Source organism: Vibrio sp. R12-SW3-ISO1, from assembly GCF_059834005.1.
The window spans coordinates 26,225-49,223 of the sequence record NZ_JCBDGK010000044.1 but is presented as its reverse complement, the minus strand read 5'-3'; the positions used below and the strand labels follow the sequence as shown (position 1 = coordinate 49,223).

19 protein-coding genes are annotated in these 22,999 nt (G+C 50.5%); 6 read left to right on the top strand and 13 right to left on the bottom strand.

Annotated features, from left to right (window positions below; genetic code table 11):
• From aroB to pilM, 7 genes are all read right to left on the bottom strand, one after another.
• Positions 1-994: 3-dehydroquinate synthase (gene aroB / locus AC6R0R_RS13570; RefSeq protein WP_500627059.1), on the bottom strand; the 994-nt coding region annotated here is incomplete at its 3' end.
• A 32-nt stretch (positions 995-1,026) separates the two neighbouring features.
• Entirely contained in the window at positions 1,027-1,545 is a 519-nt protein-coding gene (aroK, locus tag AC6R0R_RS13565; protein WP_334555649.1) for a shikimate kinase AroK, read from the bottom strand.
• Positions 1,546-1,731: 186 nt separating this feature from the next.
• Positions 1,732-3,396 (bottom strand): type IV pilus secretin PilQ, encoded by a 1,665-nt coding sequence (locus AC6R0R_RS13560; RefSeq protein ID WP_500627058.1) that lies wholly within the window; start codon positions 3,394-3,396, stop codon positions 1,732-1,734.
• A gap of 77 nt (positions 3,397-3,473) precedes the next feature.
• Entirely contained in the window at positions 3,474-4,010 is a 537-nt protein-coding gene (locus tag AC6R0R_RS13555) for a pilus assembly protein PilP (protein ID WP_500627057.1), read from the bottom strand.
• Positions 4,000-4,590 carry a type IV pilus inner membrane component PilO gene (locus AC6R0R_RS13550; protein WP_334555651.1) on the bottom strand — a complete coding sequence of 197 codons (591 nt, stop codon included), beginning with the start codon at positions 4,588-4,590 and terminating at the stop codon, positions 4,000-4,002. The genes AC6R0R_RS13555 and AC6R0R_RS13550 overlap by 11 nt, the downstream gene beginning before the upstream one ends.
• Positions 4,590-5,165, bottom strand: coding sequence for a PilN domain-containing protein (locus AC6R0R_RS13545; protein ID WP_500627056.1), 576 nt, complete (start codon positions 5,163-5,165; stop codon positions 4,590-4,592). The genes AC6R0R_RS13550 and AC6R0R_RS13545 overlap by 1 nt, the downstream gene beginning before the upstream one ends.
• Positions 5,155-6,165: a type IV pilus assembly protein PilM gene (pilM, locus tag AC6R0R_RS13540; RefSeq protein ID WP_500627055.1), complete on the bottom strand. Its 1,011-nt coding sequence runs from the start codon at positions 6,163-6,165 to the stop codon at positions 5,155-5,157. Before pilM ends, AC6R0R_RS13545 begins: the two co-directional genes overlap by 11 nt.
• A gap of 146 nt (positions 6,166-6,311) precedes the next feature.
• On the opposite strand from pilM, the gene AC6R0R_RS13535 reads away from it, so the two are divergent.
• Positions 6,312-8,852 carry a penicillin-binding protein 1A gene (locus AC6R0R_RS13535; RefSeq protein WP_500627054.1) on the top strand — a complete coding sequence of 847 codons (2,541 nt, stop codon included), beginning with the start codon at positions 6,312-6,314 and terminating at the stop codon, positions 8,850-8,852.
• A 65-nt stretch (positions 8,853-8,917) separates the two neighbouring features.
• On the opposite strand, the gene oxyR is transcribed toward AC6R0R_RS13535, so the two are convergent.
• Positions 8,918-9,808 carry a DNA-binding transcriptional regulator OxyR gene (gene oxyR, locus AC6R0R_RS13530; RefSeq protein WP_334555655.1) on the bottom strand — a complete coding sequence of 297 codons (891 nt, stop codon included), beginning with the start codon at positions 9,806-9,808 and terminating at the stop codon, positions 8,918-8,920.
• A 156-nt stretch (positions 9,809-9,964) separates the two neighbouring features.
• Here oxyR and AC6R0R_RS13525 point away from each other — a divergent pair, with 156 nt between their 5' ends.
• Both AC6R0R_RS13525 and AC6R0R_RS13520 read left to right on the top strand, forming a co-directional pair.
• On the top strand, positions 9,965-10,705 hold the full coding sequence (locus AC6R0R_RS13525; protein ID WP_500627053.1) for a glutathione peroxidase: 741 nt from the start codon (positions 9,965-9,967) through the stop codon (positions 10,703-10,705).
• A 142-nt stretch (positions 10,706-10,847) separates the two neighbouring features.
• Positions 10,848-11,096, top strand: a complete 249-nt coding sequence (locus tag AC6R0R_RS13520) for a DUF3624 domain-containing protein (protein ID WP_500627052.1) — start codon at positions 10,848-10,850, stop codon at positions 11,094-11,096.
• 348 nt (positions 11,097-11,444) lie between these two features.
• Here the strand turns inward: AC6R0R_RS13520 and argH are convergent, their stop codons facing one another.
• The 4 genes from argH to argC all read right to left on the bottom strand — a co-directional run bounded on the left by argH (position 11,445) and on the right by argC (position 16,772).
• A complete protein-coding gene (argH, locus tag AC6R0R_RS13515; RefSeq protein WP_500627051.1) occupies positions 11,445-13,319 on the bottom strand; it encodes an argininosuccinate lyase in 1,875 nt (624 codons plus the stop codon).
• A gap of 242 nt (positions 13,320-13,561) precedes the next feature.
• Positions 13,562-14,779: an argininosuccinate synthase gene (locus AC6R0R_RS13510; protein WP_334555659.1), complete on the bottom strand. Its 1,218-nt coding sequence runs from the start codon at positions 14,777-14,779 to the stop codon at positions 13,562-13,564.
• A gap of 142 nt (positions 14,780-14,921) precedes the next feature.
• The gene (gene argB, locus AC6R0R_RS13505) at positions 14,922-15,716 is read right to left on the bottom strand and encodes an acetylglutamate kinase (protein ID WP_334555660.1); all 795 of its coding nucleotides are present in this window, start codon (positions 15,714-15,716) and stop codon (positions 14,922-14,924) included.
• Between the two features lie 51 nt (positions 15,717-15,767).
• Positions 15,768-16,772 (bottom strand): N-acetyl-gamma-glutamyl-phosphate reductase, encoded by a 1,005-nt coding sequence (argC, locus tag AC6R0R_RS13500; RefSeq protein ID WP_487902576.1) that lies wholly within the window; start codon positions 16,770-16,772, stop codon positions 15,768-15,770.
• A 153-nt stretch (positions 16,773-16,925) separates the two neighbouring features.
• On the opposite strand from argC, the gene argE reads away from it, so the two are divergent.
• From argE to AC6R0R_RS13485, 3 genes are all read left to right on the top strand, one after another.
• Entirely contained in the window at positions 16,926-18,062 is a 1,137-nt protein-coding gene (argE, locus tag AC6R0R_RS13495; RefSeq protein WP_500627050.1) for an acetylornithine deacetylase, read from the top strand.
• 247 nt (positions 18,063-18,309) lie between these two features.
• Positions 18,310-20,943, top strand: coding sequence for a phosphoenolpyruvate carboxylase (gene ppc / locus AC6R0R_RS13490; RefSeq protein ID WP_334555663.1), 2,634 nt, complete (start codon positions 18,310-18,312; stop codon positions 20,941-20,943).
• Between the two features lie 495 nt (positions 20,944-21,438).
• The gene (locus tag AC6R0R_RS13485; RefSeq protein ID WP_334555664.1) at positions 21,439-21,978 is read left to right on the top strand and encodes a PadR family transcriptional regulator; all 540 of its coding nucleotides are present in this window, start codon (positions 21,439-21,441) and stop codon (positions 21,976-21,978) included.
• A gap of 159 nt (positions 21,979-22,137) precedes the next feature.
• On the opposite strand, the gene cysE is transcribed toward AC6R0R_RS13485, so the two are convergent.
• Positions 22,138-22,959 carry a serine O-acetyltransferase gene (gene cysE, locus AC6R0R_RS13480; protein WP_487902574.1) on the bottom strand — a complete coding sequence of 274 codons (822 nt, stop codon included), beginning with the start codon at positions 22,957-22,959 and terminating at the stop codon, positions 22,138-22,140.
• Between the last annotated feature and the right edge of the window lie 40 nt (positions 22,960-22,999).

Below are 22,999 nucleotides of genomic sequence, written 5' to 3'. Positions count from 1 at the left end.
ATCTCAATTCACCAGAAAGCACTTTCTTATCGCGCATCATGTGTTTGATAAAGTCATCAAATGACATGCTGTCTGGTGTGTGGATTGGCAGCTTGGCTCTTTTTAGTATAGAGACAATTCTCTTCACTTGCTGCTCATCAATAAGCCCTTGAAGCTGAGCGGTTTTTGCAGCCATCACGGTACCCGAAGAGACCGCTTCACCGTGGAGCCAATTACCATACCCTAACTCAGCCTCAATCGCATGACCAAATGTATGACCTAGATTCAACAACGCGCGAATTCCAGATTCTTTCTCATCTTGCGCCACCACTTCCGCTTTGATTTGGCAGCAACGCGCAATGGCGTAAGTGAGTGCTTGTTTATCTAACGCGTACAACGCATCGAGGTTATCTTCCAACCAGACAAAGAAATCGTGATCGTAGATGATGCCGTATTTGATCACTTCCGCCATACCCGCGGCAAACTCTCGCTCGGGCAAGGATGCCAAACAGTCGGTGTCAATGATCACCGCTTTAGGCTGGTAGAATGCGCCGATCATATTCTTGCCAAGCTTGTGGTTAACGGCGGTTTTTCCGCCCACCGATGAGTCGACTTGAGAAAGCAAGGTTGTCGGGATCTGAATGAAATCCACCCCGCGCTGATAACAGGCCGCCACAAAGCCAACCAAATCACCGATCACCCCGCCGCCGAGGGCAATGAGCACCACATCGCGCGCAGTGTTGCCTTCCAGTAGGTAGGTCATGACGGTGTTGAATGTCTCTAGCGATTTGTATTGTTCGCCATCAGGCAGTGCCAACACTGACGCGTCGCAATCGAGCTCGGCCAGTTGGACTAAGAGAGTCTCAGCATAAAGAGGTTCAACGGTGACATTCGTAATCACCACGACTTTTTGCTTAGCTTTAAGAAGGGAAAGTTGGGCCGGATCGCGAAACAATCCGGCACCAATCGAAATGGGATAGCTACGTTCGCCTAAGCTGACCGTAATCCGTTCCATGGGAATCTCCAAATGCGAATAAAGAGTGGCTGTTAACCTTCTTCTAGCATTTTTACGATCTGGTTGGCTACCACTTTTGCACTTTGATCGTCAGTACGGACCGTGTAATCCGCAATTTCTTCATAAAGTGGGTTACGTTCCGCGGCCAAAGCTTCAAGAACTTCACGTGGTTTGTCCGTTTGAAGCAGCGGACGTTTTTTGTCACGGTTTGTACGGGCAAGCTGTTTTTCGATCGTTGTTTCTAGGTAAACAACAATGCCACGTGCAGAGAGACGATTACGGTTTTCTTTGCTCTTAATTGAGCCACCACCGGTTGCCAGAACAATACCTTGTTCTTGAGTTAGGTCTTCGATCACTTTTTCTTCGCGCGCTCGGAAACCGTCTTCACCTTCAACGTCAAATACCCATGCGATATCTGCGCCAGTGCGCTCTTCAATTTCAGTGTCAGAATCAACAAACTCCATATGAAGTTGTTGAGCGAGATGACGACCAATGGTGCTTTTGCCGGCGCCCATTGGGCCAACAAGGAAAATATTGCGTTTTTCAGCCATGTTTAGCAGTAATTTACAACGTTAATTCAATGACATCGCCACAAGAGAGGCCAGTATAAAACTTGCCAAGAAAGTGCTTGTGGCACCGATTCCTCACAGATAATTCGTGATAAGACCCGAAATTATCTAGATCTGGTGCCACTAATGCAAACTATTTTTACTTAAGCTTAATAATAACGCCTCATCTTATTGCAAGACGACCTTAGGCGTGACAAAGATCAGCAGCTCACTTTTGCCCATTTTCTGGTAACTTCGCTTAAATAGCGCCCCAAGTAGAGGTAAATCCCCCAATAACGGCACCTTATCGACAGAATCCGTCACACTATGTTGAAAAATGCCGCCCAGCACGACCGTTTCGCCGTTCTCCACCAGCACTTGTGTACCGATGCGCTGCGTATCGATCGCCACTGCCTCACCCGTGCCGGTTTTCACCACTTGACCCGGCCTATCTTGCGTGACACTCAAATCCAACACCAAGCGGTTGTCTGGCGTAATTTGTGGCGTGACTTTCAAACTTAGTACCGCCTTTTTGAAGGTCACACTGGTGGCACCACTCGAAGAAGACTCAAGATAGGGAATTTCCGTTCCTTGCTCGATATAGGCGGGCTTTTTATTGGTGGTGATCAAACGAGGGCTGGAGATCACCTCCGCTTTCGATTCACTCTGCATGGCAGATAACTCGAGATCGAGCAGCGTTCCTGAGCCCAATTTGGCGACTTGAAACGCGATTGACGAGGCATTGGCCGCCGTTGCCCCTAAGTTGACGTTCAAAAAGTCATCCACGGGCAGCGTATCTTGATCAAGCAAGCCTCGCTGGTACAAGTTGCTCTCAATGCTTCCACCCACGGTATTATTGCCATTGGTCGAGGTAAAGCCCCAACGCACGCCAAGCTCATCCAGGTTACCCTCGTTAACGGTCACAATCCGCGCTTCAATTTGCACTTGCTTGACGGGCACATCGAGCGATTCCACTATTTCTCGCACCACATCGATGTTCTCTTTTAAATCACGGATCAGTAAGGCGTTAGTTCGCTCATCAATACTGAGTGAACCTCGCTCTGAGAGCATGCTCATTGCACTCTCGCCGCCAATCATATCGGCAATGTCCGACGCTTTGGCAAACTTCACTTTGATGATCTCCGAGCTAAGTTCGCCAAGCTCCGCCTCTAAGCGCGCTTTTTCTAACGCCTCTTTTTCCCGCATATCTAACTCGGCTTTAGGCGCCACCAGCACCACATTGCCATCCACGCGCTTATCGAGCCCTTTCACTTGTAAGATGATGTCGAGCACCTGCTGCCAAGGTACACCATCAAGGCGCAAAGTTAAGTTACCTTTGACGGAGTCGGACACCACCAAGTTGAACTGGTTGTAATCGGCAATGAGCTGCAAAACGTTGCGCACCGGAATATCTTGGAAGTTAATCGAAATGGTTTTGCCTTCCTTTTCCATGATGTTGACCGGTTTTGCCGCCTCCTCTTTGCTCACTTTTTTGACTAAGACCTCAAGGTAACTGCCATTGAGGCTGTAGTCGTAGCTGTACTCACCTTCGATATCGGCAATCAATAGCGTGCTTGGCTGTTTACGAAACACTTCGATTGACTTCACCTGGGTGGAAAAGTCTTTGACATCGAGTACATACAGCTTGTCATCAGGCACCTGGGTATTGAGCAGCTCAATGCTCAGCCCCTCTTGCGCTTTTTGTAAATCCACCGCGACCTTAGGGCTTTGCAACTGCACAATGATTTTGGCGTGTTGCTGTTTATCCACTCGAAAGTCGATGTCCACCAGACGGTTGGGTTCATTGCTCGTCGCCAATACGGCGCTGCTAAAGACAAGCAACCATAAGGCCATTAAGCCACAGGTAACCCGCGTGTGTTTTCTTGGGGGGAGGAATCCTTTCACCATGATTTCATCTCAATTATTAACATCTATTTAAGCGCCAGTTTGACGTTGCGGGTATTCCAGCAACCTAAGCCATCTGGCAAAGTCTCATTTATCGTTAGGTAACTCTGGGTTACTTTGGTTATTTTTCCGTTGTTGACGCCAATGTATTGGCCGCGCGTCGCTTTAATCACTTCGCCCGTCGGCACCTGAATCAGCGCAGAAATCGCGCCTTGACTGCTCATCACACCGGTCAGACGCAGTTTGCTAATGGGGTAACGCTCCAAACGACCACTTTTGCGCCGAGGATCGGGCTGCCAACAATCCACCTTGGCGACGGGTTGGTTCATCGCAATGGCCACTTTAGGCAGGACAAAAGGCTCTCTCAGATCGTGCGCTTGATAGGCACTGGCCTTGAACTCAAGTACCGGTGCCAGCGAGGCCACTTGATGACGCGCGCTTGACTCGATCTGCTGACGAAATTGATCCAACGGCGCTTGATTGGCTTTACATCCGACGAGTAACAAAACGCAGCCCAACAGCGCTCCCCATGACGAGTATGAGAGACGGCGATTATTGCTCATCTTTCACCTCCGGTTTAAATTGGTAGGTGTAGGCACGCACACGAAAGTGCAGCGTACTGCTCTCTTGGCTGACCCGCTGCCAATCGACATCATCAAAGTTGATGATGCGCGGTAACTGCGCGATCGCCTGTGAGAACTGGCCAATATTGTGGTAATCGCCCGTCAGTTCGATATTGAGCGGCAAGCGGTAGAGAAACTCTTTGTTTTGCTTTTCACCCCAATCGATGCGAGTAAAGGTGAGTGAGTGCTTCAACCCTTGCTCATTGACGGCAGCCAACATGCTCGCCAGCTCTTTCTGTACCGGCAGTTGGCGTGATAAATAGTCGTAGCGCTGTGAAAGCTCATCCAACTGCGCTTTTAACTGCGGCAGCGCCGCCACTTTGTTCGCCTTGATGGTGGCCGTGGTTTTGAGCACTTGCTCCTTGTCGATTTGCCGTTGCAACTGCTCGTTACTCGGTTTCAAGTAAAACCAGTACCCCACTCCCTGCAGCAACAAAATCAAGACTGCAATGACGCCCAATTGCGGCAACAACGGCCATTCGGGTAACTCTTCAAAATCCAAATCGGTGTAACTGGCCATCACTGCGCTCCTTGTCGATTCGCGTCATCTTGATTGAGCAGAGAAAACGAGACGTGAAAAGTCTGAAACTGTTTACCAAAGCGTTGTTTACCCAGCACAATCGAGTGCATTTCCACGTTACTGAGTTGAGAAGACTTTTCTAAATTATCGAGCATGGTCGCCAGTCGCGAGGTGGTATCACTGATGCCTGACACCTCTAGTTGCTGACCATTCATCTTGATCTTGTCGACATACACACCTTGCGGGATCATCGCAGGGATGAGGTTCATGAAATCGGTGGTTTTATTGCGCTGCTGTTGCAACTCCTCAACCACCGAAAGTCGGGTCAATAACGCTGAGTGCTCTTTTTCCACTTGTTTTAGGTTGTCAATTTGCTTGTCGAGGCTCGCAATGTAGCGATTGAGGTAATCCAACCTCTGCTGCTGCAACCCTTTTTGATAGTCGAGATACGCCCCCGCGCCCCATTGGACACCGCTAGCGAGAAGCACGCCGAGCACAACCAGCGAGAAAAATCGGCGTCGATGACGCGCCTTGAGCGCCTCTCGCCAAGGCAACAAATTGAGACTATGCAGCATGGCGATTCTCCATCCACTGAAGGCCTCTTAGTGCCAGTCCCGCAGCGGTGGCAAAGGCAAAGCCCGGCTTCTTGTTGCCTTTGCTCGCGCCTTGAACTTTGCTCGCGCCTTGAAATAACGCCAAAGGATCGAGCGATTCAAACTTGAGCTGTAAACGGTTTACCACCGCATCTTGCAACAGCACCTGCAATTGAGGGTCGCACGCCGCACCACCGGTAAGCCAGACGCCCTCAATCTCCCGATTGCTCATCGACGAGACCAGTTGAATGTGGCGCTGCAACTTATCCATTACCTCTCGGACAAAACGTTGCTCACCGCTTTCAAGGGACTCGCTCGGGTGATGAATCACACTTTGTGTGCCAACAGGGAACTCTTTGCACAAGGGCGGTTTGTCCCATACATCAATGCACACTGAGGCCTGAGTAAAACCGACATCGAGCAGCAGCCAGTTTTTGCGCTGCTGAATACGCGCAGCCTCGTGCCATATTTGCGTCAAACCGTAGGCTTGCACATCAAGTAGCACCGGCTCAAAGCCTGCTTTGCTGGTGGCGTCAACACGGCTATCGACCAACTCTTTGCGGGTCGCAAACACTTGGTAACTGGCGGTGGCATGGCGCTGAGCTTGCGGGTTTATCGCAACAAAGTCTAAATTCAGCTCTTCGACTGGAAATGGCGATTGATGAGAAAAGGCCTGAAAGATGGCGAACTCTCTTTCAGAACCGGAAAGTTCGCTATCTATTTGTAATACCTTGCTAATTACTGCGTTGTCGGGCACACACAAAGCGGCCTTGCGACTAAATAGTGGCAACCCCTTTCTTAGTTCTTTGAGTTTCTTTACAATTTTCTGATAATTGAGCAGGTGATTATCAGAGAATATGTCCGCCTCAATGGGGATCTCGTGATAACCCACCAAAGCGAATGTGTCTTTAACAGGCTTGAGCACCACGGCTTTAATGCTGTAACGGCCGATGTCTATGCCTGTAACCAATGTTCTACCCATACCGCGTTGCTCCCTATTGAAATGCTTAGCTCGCGCGCTTACTGAATTGATGGTTTAATAAGCACTAAGAAAAAGCATGAGCTAAAGTTTCAGCTTACAGTACAAGGGTTTGCATATTAGCGACCTATAATTTCAGGAATTCTCCGGTGAAGTTCATAAAGCGATTATTCATTTTTACATTGGTTTGCATGATTCTTGGAGTCGGTACAATTTTCGGTTTCTATTTTTATGTCAAACCGGACCTCCCCGACGTCGCCACTCTTCGAGATGTGGAACTGCAAACACCGATGCAGGTGTTCAGCCAAGACGGCAAACTGATTTCTCAGTTCGGTGAGAAGCGCCGCATTCCGGTCAGCTATGACGACATCCCTCAACATTTGATTGAGGCACTGATCGCCACTGAAGACAGTCGCTTTTACGATCACCCAGGTATCGACCCGATCGGTATTACCCGAGCGGCGGTCGTGGTGGCCATGTCTGGTTCGGCCAAACAAGGGGCGAGTACCATTACTCAGCAGTTGGCGCGTAACTTCTTCCTCTCTAATGAGAAGAAGATCATGCGTAAAATCAAAGAGATTTTTATCGCGATTCACATCGAGCAGCTGCTATCCAAACAAGAGATCATGGAGCTCTATGTCAATAAGATCTTCTTGGGCTACCGCTCTTACGGCTTTGGCGCCGCAGCGCAGGTCTATTTTGGCAAAGATCTTCAGCAGCTCACGCTGAGCGAGCTCGCGACGTTGGCGGGGATGCCTAAAGCCCCATCGACGATGAACCCTATCTACTCTCTTGAACGTGCGACGAATCGTCGTAACGTGGTTCTTGGCCGTATGCTGAGCGAAAACTACATTACGCAGCAAGAGTACGACCAAGCGAGAGAAGAGCCGATCGTGGCACGCTACCACAGCGCCGATATCGAATTGAGCGCTCCGTATGTGGCGGAACTGGCGCGCGCCTGGATGGTGGCTCGCTACGGTGAAGACGCCTACACCTCGGGGATGAATGTCTACACAACCGTAGATTCTAAACTGCAAGCCGCCGCCAATGACTCGGCCATCAATAACCTACTCGCTTATGACGAGCGTCACGGTTACCGCGGGGCAGAAACCGTGTTGTGGAAACCCAGCGCGGCGCCATTGTCCACTCAAGCTATCGAAGAGGCATTAAACAAGGTGCCGACCTACGGCCAATTAACTCCCGCCGTGGTATTGGATGTGGCGGCGAAGCAAGCCACCGTATGGGTGAAAGGCAGCGGTGAGCAGACCTTAAACTGGGACGGCCTTAAATGGGCACGCCGCTTTTTGACCGATGAGCGTCAAGGTCCCGCGCCGAGTAAAGCCGGTGATGTCGTGACTATCGGCGAACAAATTTGGGTCCGTCAGGTCGCCGTCGACGATGACAGCGCGATGTGGCAGCTCAGCCAAGTCCCTAACGCCAATACCGCCTTTGTGGCCATGAACCCTGAAAACGGCGCAGTCCTATCACTGGTCGGTGGCTTTAACTTCGTCCATAACAAGTTTAACCGTGCGACCCAGTCGGTTCGTCAGGTTGGCTCAAGTATCAAACCTTTCATCTATTCCGCGGCGATCGACAAAGGCTTAACCTTAGCCAGCTTGATCAACGATGCCCCCATCAACCAGTGGGATCGCAGCCAAGGCACGGCGTGGCGTCCGAAAAACTCACCGCCGACCTACACCGGCCCGACACGCCTACGTATCGGTCTGGCGCAATCGAAAAACGTAATGGCGGTGCGCGTGCTGCGTGAAGTCGGTCTTGATGAGACCCGCGAGTACTTGACCCGTTTTGGCTTTGATATCGATCAACTGCCTCGCTCTGAAACCATTGCCTTGGGTGCCGGCAGTTTAACTCCGGTTAAGATGGCTCAAGGTTATTCCGTGTTTGCCAACGGTGGTTACTATGTGGAACCTTTCTACATCAGTAAGGTAGAAGGTCCGTTTGGTGAACCCGAGTTTGCCGCCAATCCGAAAATCGTCTGCCGTGCAGACTGTGATAGCGAGGCCCTGAGTACATCGCCTCAAACTGATTCAAACACTGCGACAATCAACGACTTCAACGAGCAAGATGTTGAGTTGCCAATTAGCGATGCGGTGCAATACGCACCGCAAGTGATCTCCGAACAGACGGCATTTTTAATGCGCGAGATGATGTACAGCAACATCTGGGGCGGCGGTAACTGGCGCGAAGGCACCGGCTGGAACGGTACCGGTTGGCGTGCCCAGCAACTTGAGCGCCGCGATGTGGGCGGCAAAACCGGTACCACCAACGACTCAAAAGACACCTGGTATAACGGCTACGGTCCGGGCATGGTGGCGATTGCTTGGGTTGGATTTGATGACCACAACCGTACACTCGGCCGCACAACGCCGAACGCCAACTTAGCGCAAAATCCGATCTCAGGCGCAGAGTCAGGCGCGAAAACCGCGCAGCCAGCATGGGTGGACTTTATGAAAGTGGCATTGAATGGCGTACCAGAGCAGGACAAAACGATCCCTGAGAGCATTGTGCGTGTGCGAATTGACCGGGATTCTGGTCTGCTGACCAATCGTTTTGATGCCAGTGCGATGTTCGAGTATTTCCTCGAAGGAACCGAGCCGACCAAATACGTCAGTGAAGATTTAGGTCCCTCTATCTACTCATCGAACAGTGAAGGAGAAGAGCTGTTCTAATCGGTTTGATAGAGAGGAAGAGAAAGGGATGGCGCGCGCCATCCCTTTTCAGTTTGTACTGAGTGTTAGTCGATGACTAACTTCTCTTTGATGGTTTTCGCCAGCAGCTCAAACCGCTCTCTTAGTGGCGAGCCTGGGCGATAGGCCACCACTATCGTCCGTGACGGCACAGGATTGACCGCCTTGACGTAACACACGCCATCCTTTTGCTTTTCGTGCGGAATAGACAACTGCGGCAGTAAGGTGATACCGGCTCCGGCTGCCACCATGTTTCTCAGGGTTTCGAGGCTGGTGGCTTTAAAACGCTCGTCATCTTTGGCTCCGGCCGCGAAACAAAAGCCGAGTGCTTGGTCACGCAAACAGTGACCATCACCGAGCGCTAATACCGTCTTGCCATTGAGCTCCAACATGTCCAACTCTTCCAGCTTTGCCCACTCATGGTCACACGGCACCGCCACACTGAGCGGCTCTTCATACACGGGGATCTCTTTGAACGGTGCGGTTTCTGCCACTGACGCCAAAACCAAGCAGTCCAACTTGCCCTCTTCTAACTGACGCACTAACTGCTGAGTTTGTGCCTCATGAAGAAACAGCTCAAGCTCAGGGAAACGCTCTTTCAGCGTCGGAACGATTTTCGGCAAGATGTAAGGGCCGACGGTGGGAATAAAACCGATGTGCATTGGACCTGTCATGGCGCCGCTTTGCCCGCTGGCCATATCCTTGAAGGTTTTCACTTCACTGAGAATCCGCTTGGCTTGCTCGACCAATTGTAAGCCAGAATCGGTAAACAACACGCGGCGACTGCTGCGCTCGAGCAACACAGTGCCGAGTTCATCTTCAAGCTTACGGATCTGCCCACTTAAGGTCGGCTGACTGACAAAACACGCTTCGGCGGCTTTTCGAAAATGTTTATGTTCCGCCAAGGCAACAACATACTCAAAATCTCGAATATTCATGCGCAGGGATTCTCCTATGAGTTTTTTATAGATTTTAACTATTGATACAATTATATCAAACGATTGGAGCTATCAAAGGAGTTTTACGATACTGGACCCACAAATTGAGAACACCAAGCCGAATGGGCTTGCTAACCACATTATTAGAGGGCATCTATGTTGGTATCAAAAGAAGGTCAGACTGTTCCAAACGTTACGTTTCCTACCCGTCAGGGCGACACCTGGGTCAACGTCACCACTGACGAACTATTTCACAATAAAACCGTGATTGTGTTTAGCTTGCCAGGCGCTTTTACGCCAACGTGTTCTTCAAGTCACCTGCCACGCTACAACGAGCTGTTCTCGGTATTCCAAGAGCATGGCGTCGATGAGATTGTCTGCTTGTCTGTCAACGACACCTTTGTAATGAACGCGTGGAAAAACGACCAAGAGGCAGACAACATCACCTTTATTCCAGACGGTAACGGCGAATTCACCCAAGGCATGGGCATGTTGGTCAACAAATCAGAGCTTGGCTTTGGTCACCGTTCTTGGCGCTACAGCATGTTGGTCAAAGATGGCGTGATTGACAAAATGTTCATCGAGCCAGACGAGCCAGGTGACCCGTTCAAAGTCTCTGACGCAGACACTATGCTTAAATACGTTGCGCCAAGCTATAAGACGCAAGAGTCCATCACGGTATTTACCAAACCCGGCTGTCCGTTTTGCGTCAAAGCCAAACAAGCTTTGATCGACCATGATCTGCAATACGAAGAGGTGATCTTGGGCAAAGACGCCACCACTGTGAGCTTGCGCGCGATTACTGGACGAACCACAGTGCCACAAATTTTTATCGGCGGTAAACACATCGGCGGTAGCGAAGAGTTGGATCACTACTTAGCCACTTTAGAGTCTTGATCATTCACTGAGCCCTCGATCTCCCGGCCCAGACGTGGGTCGGGGGATCACTTCCTCTCACTCACTTACTATCACTAAAGCACTAGCCAAACGGCCGGTGCTTTTTTATTATCTGGCTTCTCTTGCTGCTCGAGCGACCCAGATGGCCTGCCCCTATTGCAATCAACATTGGTTTTGGAAAAAGATCGGCCGATGCCAGCGCTGCATGGATCAACTCACGGTGTTGTCTGTCGCCTGTTGGGTTGCGTGGTGGTTCTTGTTTCGTGAGCAACCGAAGAGTATTGAATCCATCGCGTTACTGGTGGCGGGGTTTGCCTTTAATGGCTTATTAGCGCTTCATATTTGGGTAAAGTTCATTGTTATCCCGTGGCAGAAACGCCATAAAAAATAGCGAACATCCAGTGGGAGCGTTGATCTTGATACTTTGGGCATGAACGTATTCTTCGATACACTCTTAGCGACATTCATCAAGAGAGTCATGGATAGCTCGCAGCCCGGCTGCGCGGGGGCTAGATAGAAAAAAGCCCCAAAACCAATCTTAGTCTTGGGGCTCTCTTAGATTCTTCTAAGAAAAAGCAGTGGTACTTTAATAGACCGGACTTTCTCTTAGAAGTTCCCATACGATAACGATCTTTTTTGATCTTTTTTATCGCCTTGGGTTTCAACCGCTTATATCGCCTTGCTTAGCTGCCATCCATCAAGTTGTCTATATTGAGCCCTCTTGATTGAGAGACATAAGTTACGCAACGTTGACACGGGCAATCGGCTGCTCGACCAAATTCACCTCTAGAGCGACCTCATCACAGGCATGCTGACGCGGGCACTGCTCGCAATCTTTGAGCACTTTCTCTGGTAACAGTGATTTCGAGGTCGGCAAGAAGCTCTGCTTCATGAAGAACTCTGGGGTACGCGTCAGCACAAAGACTTTCTTGATTGCCATTTGGCGCGCTTTCTCTACCAGGTACTGAACAATCGCACTGCCCTGTCCCTGACCTTGCCAGCCCGCTTCCACCCCTAATGAGCGAATCTCGGCCAAACCAGAATCGTAGACGTAGAGTGAGGCGCAGCCAGTCACTTCTCCATGATGTTCCGCCACCGCGAACGAGCCGATGTCTCTCACCAGTTCATTACGTGAGCGCGGTAAGTTTTCACCCATGTTCGCCCAGTAGGTCACCATGCCTTCTAGCGCTTCAATGTCAGTCAAACGGGCAGGGCGCACATTAACGGTGTTGTTGTCGCGCTTAATTAAACGGCCTTCCGCCTGCTCAACGGCGTACGCTACTTGCTTCGGTGACACACCGCCAAGCGCACTGCGTTTCTCTAGACACGATTCGATGGTGAGAATGTCATACACATCGTTCTCAATCACCGCAGAGAACGCTTTGAGCTCGTCTAATGATAGCTCTTCAAGGGCGCAGCCTTTCTCAATCGCGCCCACTACAGCAACGCCAACAATGTGGTGCGCTTCACGGAATGGAATGCCTTTGGCAACCAAGTAGTCGGCCAATTCGGTGGCGTTTGCATACCCTTGCTTCGCCGCTTCCAAGGTACGCTCACCATTGACTTTGATGCCATCAAAACAGAGTGCGGCCATTTCCATGCAATCGTTCCAGGTGTCGAGTGCATCAAACAGACCTTCTTTGTCTTCTTGCATGTCTTTGTTGTAAGCCAGAGGCAAGGCTTTGACGGTCATCATCATCCCGGCTAGCGAGCCATAGACGCGCCCTGTTTTGCCACGAATCAATTCGAGTGCATCAGGGTTTTTCTTCTGCGGCATCAAAGATGAGCCGGAGGTGACGGTATCAGCCAACTCGATGAAATTGGATTCACCTGAGTTGTAGAAAATCATATCTTCTGCCAGACGCGACAAGTGCAGCATGGAAATAGAAGCGACAGACATCAGCTCCATCACATGATCGCGGTCAGACACTGAGTCGAGGGAGTTACGCGTGGCACGGCGAAAGCCCAAATTATGCGCCAACACTTCACGATCAATCGGGTAAGCCGTTCCCGCCAACGCACCGGAGCCCAGCGGGCAAGTATCAAGACGTTCAATCGCATCATGCAGACGTGAGTAGTCGCGCTCAAACATCTCCACGTAGGCTAAACACCAGTGGGCAAATGTGACAGGTTGCGCACGTTGCAGGTGCGTGTAACCCGGCAATACGGTGGCTTGATGTTGTTTGGCGACAGAGACCATTTGCGCTTGCAGACGATCCAGCGCCATTAGCAGTTGCTGGCCTTGCTGACGACACCAGAGTTTGAGGTCAGTGGCGACTTGGTCGTTACGTGAACGGCCCGTGTGCAGTTTTTTACCCAGATCGCCGACTTTGCTGATCAGCTGCTGCTCTACCCAAGAGTGGATATCTTCCGCATCTGAACGCAAGATTTGGTGCGGGTCTTCCATCACTTCAAGCTTAAGCTCGTTTAACGCCAGCTCTAATTTCTGCTGCTCTTCTTCACTCAACACATTGACAGAAAGCAGCGCTTTCGACCACGCGATAGAGCCGACGATATCTTGCTCTGCCAATCGGTAATCAAAACGCAATGAATCGTTGAATTCTTTGAATCTTGTATCTGCTGCTTGGGTAAATCTTCCGCCCCATAATGCCATTGCGTTTCTCCTGATTACCAGTGCTCACTGTGCGTTTGACAGCGCGTTTGCTAAAACAATCTCTGAATGGAATTCAGTATTTTTTTGATGGGTCAACGTTACGGCAAATTCAGACAAAAATAAAGTATTAATTCATTATTTTTACATATTTATTCATGACTATTTTCTGTCGCCTGTAACGAAACAAGCCCATCTTTTCAGATGGGCTTGAGTAAGATAACAAGACAGTTCAGGAAGATCGATTACGATTTTTTCTGACTGTTCAAAGCGCGGATACGGCTCGATAGTGAGTAGAGACGAATGAATCCGCCTGCGTGGCTTTGGTCGTACACTTCATCTTCACCAAAGGTCGCAAACTCTTCGCTGTAGAGGCTGTTGTCCGAACGCTTCTGCGTTACCGTTGCTTGACCTTTGTACAGCTTCACAACCACCTCGCCATTGACATCCTGCGCCAACTCTTCAGACGCCGCTAGGATAGACTTACACAGTGGTGTGAACCAGCGACCATCGTACACAAGGTGTGACGCTTTTAGGCCCAGCTCTTCGCGGAACTCAAATGACGCTTTATCCAACACCAGTTGCTCAACCGCGCGCAGCGCTTCCATCATGATGGTGCCTCCCGGAGTTTCGTAACAGCCGCGAGACTTCATGCCAACCAAACGGTTCTCAACGATGTCGATACGACCCACACCGTGCTTCGCACCTTTTTCATTGAGGTAAACCAGTGCGTTGTATGGCGTCATGGTTTCACCATCAACCGCCACCACTTCGCCCTTTTCTACTTTGAGGGTGACGTATTCCGCTTCGTTAGGCGCTTGCTCAGGGTCAACGGTCCATACCCAGCAATCTTCGTTTGGTGCATTCCAAGTATCTTCTAGCACACCACCTTCGGTTGAGATGTGCCAAGCGTTAGCATCACGCGAGTAGATTTTAGTCAGCGACGCACTACAAGGGATGTTGCGCTCAGCTAGGTAATCCAGACACTCTTCACGGCTGACCAAGTCCCACTCACGCCACGGCGCAATCACTTGCAAGTCAGGGGCGAGCGCAGCAAACGCGCCTTCGAAACGCACTTGGTCGTTACCTTTACCGGTACAGCCGTGACACAAGGCATCTGCACCGACTTTACGTGCAATCTCAACTTGCGCTTTGGCAATGATAGGACGAGCCATTGAGGTGCCGAGCAAGTACTTGCCTTCGTAGTATGCGCCGGTTTTCAGCGTTGGGTAGATGTACTCTGCCACCATCTCTTCTTTGAGATCGACCACGTAACACTCAGACGCACCGGATGCTTTCGCTTTTTCTTCGATGCCAACCAACTCTTCTTCACCTTGGCCGACATCAGCGACAAACGCGACCACTTCACAGTCGTAGTTCTCTTTTAGCCACGGGATGATCACTGAGGTATCAAGACCACCAGAGTAGGCGACGACGACTTTGTTTACTTGTACTTTGCTCATTTTATTCTCTCCAACATCCAGCGCGGCGTATGGCCCTAGCGCTGGGTGATTAAACTGCTTTGGTGCCCTGCATCAAATCAAGCGGACACCCTGTGTTTGTTTGGCAGTGACCACAAGTCACTGCATAAATCTCTTTGTGTGTTTATGGCTTAGGTAAAAACTGAGTGCCGATGCTTTGCCCAGCGAACAGCTCAACGAGCTTTTCTGGGTAGCGCCATGTCGCTACTTCAATCGGACGGCCTAAGTCATTCGCCGCTTCCAACGCTGCGTTGACTTTCACGATCATGCCATCGGTGATCACTTGGCCTTTGATCAGGCTTTGTGCTTTCTCTTCATCTAAGCTTTTGATGAGGTGGCCTTTACCATCCAGTACACCACTCACATCCGACAACAACACCAATTCTGCATCCAGTGCGCCAGCCACTGCGACCGCCGCTTGGTCGGCATTCACGTTCATCAACTGGCCGTCTTGCGTCAAGCCAATCGAGCTAATGATCGGCAGTGCGCCCGTCGCCAAAATCGCTTGCAACACGGTAGAATCGCCAGGTGATGCTTTGCCTACCGCGCCGAGTTCCGGATCCAACTCTTGAACCTGACACAAACCGCCATCGGCTAAGCTCAACCCTACTGCATTCAGGCCATCTTTAATCGCTTGCCCTTGCAGTAGCTTGTTGGCCGTACCAGCCAATGCACCCGCAATGACAGGAATTTGGTCATAAGGCGTCACACGTAGACCCTGTTTTTTGACCGTTTCAAGATTGAGCTTGGCCATAAGATCGTCCACTAAGTATCCGCCGCCGTGGACGATCACAATTCGTCGCTGCGCCTGAGTTTGGTAATTAGCGATGGCGCCAAACACTTGGCTGAGCGTCTCGGTGCAAGAAAGTGCCGCACCGCCTAATTTGATCACTAATGGCGTTTGATTGTTCTCTGTCATTACTCTTACCTCTACCGCTTGATGACTCAGTTTCAACCTTGACGATTGAGACTATACAAGGGCAGTTAACTCGGGATATCCGTAGTGGATGTTTAAACATTGCATCGCTTGACTCGATGCGCCTTTGAGCAAGTTATCAATCGCCGATACGACAATGATGTGCTCGCCCTGAACCTTCCAGCCAATATCGCAGAAAGGCGTGTTTTCGACGTTCTGAATCGAAGGCAGTGTCGTCGTGTGCAGACGAACGGCCGGTTTGTTCTGATAGGCGTTAGTAAACGCTTGTGCTACTTGCTCAGCCGTCACACCAGACGCTAGCTTCATAGTGATGGTCGCCAAAATCCCACGTTTAAAATTGCCCAGGTGAGGGGTGAAGATCACATCGCACCCCAGATGCGTGGCAATTTCCGGTTGGTGGCGGTGAGTAAACACGCCATAAGGCTGAAGACTCACTTCACAAAAGCTGTTCGTCAGTGAGGCTTTGCGCCCCGCGCCCGACACACCACTTGTCGCATTGATGACTGGCCACTGAGTTGTATCAACTAACCCAGATTGCAATAGTGGCTTGATGGCAAGTTGTGACGCAGTGGGATAACAACCCGGCACCGCAATAAGCTGGCTCTGTTTAATGCCTGGCTCATTCCACTCGGCAAGACCATAGGTGGCATTTTCTAGCAGCTGTTCGAACTGGTGCTCAAAACCATAGAACTCACTGTAGAAGCCCTCTTTTTTGACCCGAAAAGCGCCCGAGAGATCAAACACCTGGCAGCCTTGCTCAAGCAATGGCGCGGCTAAATCGTGGCTGACTTCATGGGCAGTCGCAAGAAAAACCACGTCGCTCTCTTTGCCAACCTTTGCCACGTCAACGAGCGGCTGCACTGGCTCGGTCACTAAACCTTGTAACTTGGGGTGCAGTGTCGCAATGCTCTTACCTGCATCGACGCTATTGGCGGACACATATAAACCTGCTAGCGTAAGCTCTGGGTGTTTTTGCACCATGAGCGCCAATTCTGCGCCTGTGTAGCCGCTGGCACCGATGATTGTGGTTTTTAGCATCTCGACATCCATAATTGGGTTAAAAACGCCACCCAAAGAGTGACTATAAATTTACAAACTTTAGCTTTTAACGGTTTTTTATTCATTAAAAGTGATTTATTATGTGTTTTACCTTCTTAATAGAATTATGTCAACAGGGAATGCGAACTAAATATGCAATTACCTAGCTTTATCGAGGTCTACCGCGGCCTTATTTCTACCTCATCCATCAGCTCGACTGACCCACGCTGGGATGAAGGCAATCAGCAAGTCATTGAAAAGCTCGCAGACTGGCTCAAAGACATCGGCTTTCAGGTCGAAGTCACGCAAGTCGAACCGGGCAAGTTCAACCTGATGGCAAAGAAAGGCTCAGGAGAAGGCGGCTTATTGCTGGCCGGACACAGCGATACGGTGCCATTTGATGAAGGACGCTGGAACTACAACCCTCACGCCCTAACAGAAGACAACAACCGTTTCTACGGCTTAGGTACAGCCGATATGAAAGGCTTTTTTGCCTTTATTATTGAAGCGGTAAAAAAGGTCGACTGGAGCAAACAAAGCAAACCGCTCTACATCTTAGCCACATGCGATGAAGAGACGACCATGCTCGGCGCTCGTCATTTCACTGAACACGCCCCGTTTAAACCGGACTACTGCATCATTGGCGAGCCAACCAGTTTAGTGCCTATTCGTGGCCACAAAGGGCACGTCGCCAATGCCGTGCGCGTGACCGGTAAATCGGGCCACTCTTCCGACCCTGCGCTTGGTGTCAACGCCATCGAGATCATGCATGAAGTGTTGTACGCGCTAATGCAACTGCGCGACAAACTGATCAAAGAGTATCATCACCCAGGGTTTGCGATTCCGAGCCCGACTCTCAATTTGGGTCACATCCACGGCGGCGACAGCGCCAATCGCATCTGTGGCTGCTGCGAGCTGCATTATGACGTGAGACCGCTGCCCGGTATCAGTTTGGATGGCCTCGACAACATGCTGCGCGGCGCACTGAAAGACGTCGAAGCCAAATGGCCCGGCCGAATTGAAATCACGCCGCTGCATGAGCCGATCCCGGGTTATGAGTGTCAACATGATCACCCGTTTATTGGTGGTATGGAGTCCATTTGTGGCATGGACGCTGAAACGGTCAACTACTGCACCGAAGCGCCGTTTTTGCAGCAGTTATGTCCGACCTTGGTGCTTGGCCCCGGCTCGATTGACCAAGCCCACCAGCCCGATGAATTCCTCGCCTTCGATTTTATCGATCCGACCATCGATGTACTGTCAAAAGCCATTTACAAATACTGTTTCTAAAAACAGACACGTCGCTCTGCTCGGTGACTTTCCTCTCGAGCAGAGCAATCTTTCGTCGTTAGCCACTTCAAATGTAATAAAATTTCACCCATTTTCTCTGGGGTTGGATGCTTTTTGCCCATTGATATCGATTGCATAATATTTGCAAACTTTGCATGTGATAATTGACTCTAAGCGACATTTTTCGCTAGATTGTTGGCTTATCAAAAGAACAATGGATGTAATTTTTTTACAAGGCAGGACGACAATGAATGAGAAATACTCTGCTCTTCGAAGCAACGTAAGCATGCTCGGGCACTTGCTCGGCAACACCATTAAGGATGCTCATGGTGAAGCACTGCTCGATAAAGTAGAAACAATTCGTAAGCTTTCTAAATCTGCCCTCGCAGGCAACAAAGAAGACCGCGAGAGCTTGATTGAAGAGATCAAAAACCTGCCAAACGAGCAGTTAACTCCCGTTGCGCACGCGTTCAACCAGTTCCTCAACCTCACCAACATGGCGGAGCAGTACCATACGATTTCACGCCATTGTGATGAGCACGTGTGTGAGCCGGACGCCATCAACAGCTTGTTTGCCAAACTGAGCAATAACGAGATCAGCAAACTAGACACCGCTCAGGCTGTGCGCGATCTGAACATCGAATTGGTGCTCACGGCGCACCCGACGGAAATCACCCGCCGCACCATGATCAACAAGCTGGTTAAAATCAACAAATGCTTGTCCAAGCTTGAGCTTGGCGATCTGTCCGCCAAAGAGCGCCAAAAGACCGAACGCCGCCTTGAGCAGCTGATTGCCCAGAGCTGGCATTCTGACACCATTCGTAAGCAGCGCCCAACTCCGCTCGATGAAGCGAAATGGGGCTTTGCTGTGGTTGAAAACTCACTGTGGGAAGCCGTGCCTGACTTCTTGCGTGAGCTTGACGACAAACTCACCGATTACCTTGGTGAAGGGCTGCCTATCGATGCTCGCCCTGTTCATTTTTCATCTTGGATGGGCGGCGATCGCGACGGCAACCCGTTTGTCACCCACACCATCACCCGTGAAGTCATGTTGCTTTCTCGCTGGAAAGCCGCGGATCTCTATCTCAGCGATGTCAACGAGTTGGTCAGTGAATTGTCCATGACGCGCTGCAACGACGCGGTGAGAGCACTCGCTGGAGAGGATGAGCATGAACCTTACCGTGCCGTGCTCAAAGAGCTGCGTGAACTGCTGACCGACACCAAAGACATCCTTGATGCTAAGATCCATGGTCAGAAACTGGCAGTCAAAGCGCCACTGCAACGCATCGCACAGCTGTGGGATCCCCTCTACGCTTGCTACCAGTCATTGCATGAGTGTGGCATGGGCAAGATTGCAGATGGTTCACTGCTCGACACCTTACGCCGCATCAAAGCCTTCGGCGTGCACTTGGTACGTTTGGATATTCGTCAAGAGAGCACCCGTCATTCGGATGTCCTGTCAGAGCTGACGCGCTACCTGGGCATTGGCGATTACGACCAATGGAGCGAGCAAGATAAGATTGCGTTCCTGACCAATGAGCTGGCGTCCAAGCGCCCACTTCTGCCACGCGATTGGGAACCCTCTGAACCTGTCAAAGAGGTACTCGACACCTGTAAGATCATTGCCGCTCAGCCTCGCGAAGCATTTGGCGCATACGTGATCTCTATGGCACGTACCGCCTCTGATGTTCTCGCGGTGCACTTGCTGCTGCAAGAGTCGGGCTGTCCGTACCGTATGGATGTTTGCCCGCTGTTTGAAACGCTCGACGACCTCAATAACGCCGAAGCGGTCATCAAACAGCTGATGAGCATCGACTTGTACCGCGGATTCATTCAAAACCACCAAATGGTGATGATCGGCTACTCGGATTCCGCCAAAGACGCCGGCGTCATGTCGGCCGGTTGGGCCCAGTACCACGCAATGGAGTCCTTGGTCAAAGTGGCGGAAGAGGAGGGCGTAGAGTTGACCCTCTTCCACGGTCGCGGCGGCACGATTGGCCGTGGCGGTGCACCTGCACATGCAGCGCTGCTGTCTCAGCCACCAAAGAGCTTGAAAGGCGGCCTACGCGTAACAGAGCAAGGTGAGATGATTCGCTTTAAACTCGGTTTACCTGAAGTGGCGGTCAACAGTTTCAACCTCTACGCGAGTGCAATTCTCGAGGCAAACCTGCTGCCACCACCAGAGCCGAAACAAGAGTGGCGCGATCTGATGAATGTGCTGTCTGAAGTGAGCTGTGAAGCCTATCGTGGCATTGTACGCGGCGAGCCAGACTTCGTGCCTTACTTCCGTCAAGCAACGCCAGAGCTGGAGCTTGGTAAACTACCACTGGGCTCTCGCCCAGCTAAGCGTAACCCGAACGGCGGTGTAGAGAGCCTACGTGCGATTCCTTGGATTTTCTCTTGGAGCCAAAACCGTCTCGTACTACCAGCATGGCTAGGCGCAGGTGAAGCAATTCAATACTCCGTCGACAAAGGGCACCAAGCGCTACTAGAAGAGATGTGTCGTGAATGGCCATTCTTCTCAACCCGTCTCGGAATGCTCGAAATGGTCTACAGCAAGTGTAATATCGACATTTCTCGCTACTACGATGAACGCCTAGCAGATCCTGAGCTGCTGCCTCTCGGCGATCGCCTACGTGCACAGCTACAAAAAGACATCAAAACCGTACTGAATGTCGAAAACAACGAGAACTTGATGCAGAGCGACCCGTGGGGACAAGAGTCCATTCGCCTGCGCAATATCTATGTTGAGCCATTGAACATGCTGCAAGCAGAGCTGCTCTATCGTACGCGTCAAACTGACGAGCCATCGGAAGAGCTTGAAGAAGCCTTAATGCTCACCATCGCAGGCATTGCGGCAGGTATGCGTAACACCGGCTAAGCCTAGCGCACAAAATTTGGGCGCTCACCGCCCCATTAAACCTAAAAGGCCGATAGTCATCTATCGGCCTTTTTTATTATAAAACAAATACTAACGAGGAAGATGAGCCACAACACTGCGCCAATTATTGTATGGAATACCAAAAATACAATTTTTCAGGCATAATATTTCCAAATCAGGACAAAATAACTCAATATTAAGAATAAAAAACCACAGGTAAAAATCTACTGAGTCTTTTATCAGTTTTTTAGACAACATTGTCCTTCTATTCTACTTTATGCTTATTATTTAGATATACTACTCAGCCATCGCAAGTGACTATAACAACACTAGCTTGCGTATCGATAGTATATCGACCTAGGTGATAGATGGCTTTTTAAGGTGACATGGCCAACACATTGTTGGCGCCGCTTGACAAAAGAATTCGTGCCAAAGAAGCACACACAAGATTAAGCGGTTGTATTTTGAAGTTTATTGACCATTTGGATTGAAGACATGTCATTACCACACGTTATTTTAACGGTCCTGAGCACTCGTGATGCGACGGGCTACGATATTACCAAAGAATTTTCTGCCACTATCGGCTACTTTTGGAAAGCAAGCCACCAGCAAGTCTACCGCGAACTGAACAAGATGGCGCAAAACAATCTTGTGACCTGTGTTCTCGAGCCTCAAGAAGGCAAACCCGATCGTAAAGTTTACTCCATTACCGATGCCGGCCGTACTGCACTGGGTGAGTGGTTTGATCAACCGACCGCGCACCCTACCGTACGTGATGAGTTCTGTGCAAAGTTGATGGCGTGTGCTATCCAACCCTCTGCACCGTTTCGCACTCAGCTCGCTGAGCTTATCGATGAGTCACGCAAGCTAGTCGCTCACTACCAAGAAATCGAGAGCGGTTACTACTCAACGCCTGCGACCCTAGACAAGCAGCAACGTCTAGAGCGTCTCACGCTGCGTCGTAATCTTCTGATTCGTCAAACTTGGATTGATTGGGCAGAAGAAGTGCTCGCTGAGTTGAACGATATGGCGTAATAGCCCTGACCTAACCGTATTAGGTTGAAAGAGACAAAAAGTCAGCGTGATGCTGACTTTTTTCTTTTCTCGGCTAAGTGGTAAACATAACATCGTGGTAAACATAGTATCGTGGCAAACATAGCCTCGTGGTAAACATAGCATCAAAGCGCTCACGACTTAGATCCCATCGCCACCAATGAAGCTTTGTGACTTACCATTGAACTGTTGGTCCATATCCAAAGAGGGCTTATCGGTTTTCGGTCGACCGACAATTTTGGCTGGCACACCAGCAACCGTTGTGTGTGGCGGCACAGGCTGAAGGACAACGGAACACGAACCAATCTTCGCCCCTTCTCCCACTTCGATATTACCCAAAATTTTCGCCCCAGCGCCAATCATCACACCTTCACGAATTTTCGGGTGACGATCGCCGCACTCTTTACCGGTACCACCCAAGGTGACGTCTTGCAAAATGGAGACATCATCTTCGACCACCGCTGTCTCACCAATGACGATACCGGTCGCATGGTCGAGCATGATGCCGCGACCGATTCTCGCTGCTGGGTGAATATCGACCTGACACGCAACAGAGATTTGGTTTTGCAAATAGGTGGCGAGCGCCATGCGCCCTTGCTTCCAAAGCCAGTTGGCAACGCGGTAGCCTTGCAGGGCGTGATAACCCTTTAAGTACAGCAGTGGCATGGAGTACATAGAGACTGCAGGGTCACGGTTGACCGTCGCACAGATGTCACAGGCCGCCGCGGCAGTAATATTGGGATCGGAGTTAAATGCTTCCTCAACCACCTCTCGCACCGCCATGGCAGGCATTGAAGCCGTATTGAGTTTGTTGGCCAAAATGTAGCTCAGCGCCGCCGCTAAACTGTCATGCTTAATGATGGTCGCATGATAGAAGCTGGCGAGCATCGGCTCTTGCTCAGAGAGCTCACGCGCTTCTCGAACAATGGTCTGCCAGACTTTCTGTTTCTCACAATGTTTCATGTTACTTGCTCGTCCCTAATTCTCCCTGGCCTTACATGAG

Coding starts and splice junctions, on each gene's coding strand:
- cysE (WP_487902574.1), bottom strand. CDS start 22,959: ATGAAACATTGTGAGAAACAGAAAGTCTGGCAGACCATTGTTCGAGAA.
- AC6R0R_RS13555 (WP_500627057.1), bottom strand. CDS start 4,010: ATGAGCAATAATCGCCGTCTCTCATACTCGTCATGGGGAGCGCTGTTG.
- AC6R0R_RS13545 (WP_500627056.1), bottom strand. CDS start 5,165: ATGCTGCATAGTCTCAATTTGTTGCCTTGGCGAGAGGCGCTCAAGGCG.
- argH (WP_500627051.1), bottom strand. CDS start 13,319: ATGGCATTATGGGGCGGAAGATTTACCCAAGCAGCAGATACAAGATTC.
- AC6R0R_RS13550 (WP_334555651.1), bottom strand. CDS start 4,590: ATGGCCAGTTACACCGATTTGGATTTTGAAGAGTTACCCGAATGGCCG.
- AC6R0R_RS13520 (WP_500627052.1), top strand. CDS start 10,848: ATGGCCTGCCCCTATTGCAATCAACATTGGTTTTGGAAAAAGATCGGC.
- AC6R0R_RS13525 (WP_500627053.1), top strand. CDS start 9,965: ATGTTGGTATCAAAAGAAGGTCAGACTGTTCCAAACGTTACGTTTCCT.
- AC6R0R_RS13510 (WP_334555659.1), bottom strand. CDS start 14,779: ATGAGCAAAGTACAAGTAAACAAAGTCGTCGTCGCCTACTCTGGTGGT.
- argB (WP_334555660.1), bottom strand. CDS start 15,716: ATGACAGAGAACAATCAAACGCCATTAGTGATCAAATTAGGCGGTGCG.
- argE (WP_500627050.1), top strand. CDS start 16,926: ATGCAATTACCTAGCTTTATCGAGGTCTACCGCGGCCTTATTTCTACC.
- argC (WP_487902576.1), bottom strand. CDS start 16,772: ATGCTAAAAACCACAATCATCGGTGCCAGCGGCTACACAGGCGCAGAA.
- pilM (WP_500627055.1), bottom strand. CDS start 6,165: ATGGGTAGAACATTGGTTACAGGCATAGACATCGGCCGTTACAGCATT.
- aroK (WP_334555649.1), bottom strand. CDS start 1,545: ATGGCTGAAAAACGCAATATTTTCCTTGTTGGCCCAATGGGCGCCGGC.
- ppc (WP_334555663.1), top strand. CDS start 18,310: ATGAATGAGAAATACTCTGCTCTTCGAAGCAACGTAAGCATGCTCGGG.
- AC6R0R_RS13485 (WP_334555664.1), top strand. CDS start 21,439: ATGTCATTACCACACGTTATTTTAACGGTCCTGAGCACTCGTGATGCG.
- oxyR (WP_334555655.1), bottom strand. CDS start 9,808: ATGAATATTCGAGATTTTGAGTATGTTGTTGCCTTGGCGGAACATAAA.
- AC6R0R_RS13560 (WP_500627058.1), bottom strand. CDS start 3,396: ATGGCCTTATGGTTGCTTGTCTTTAGCAGCGCCGTATTGGCGACGAGC.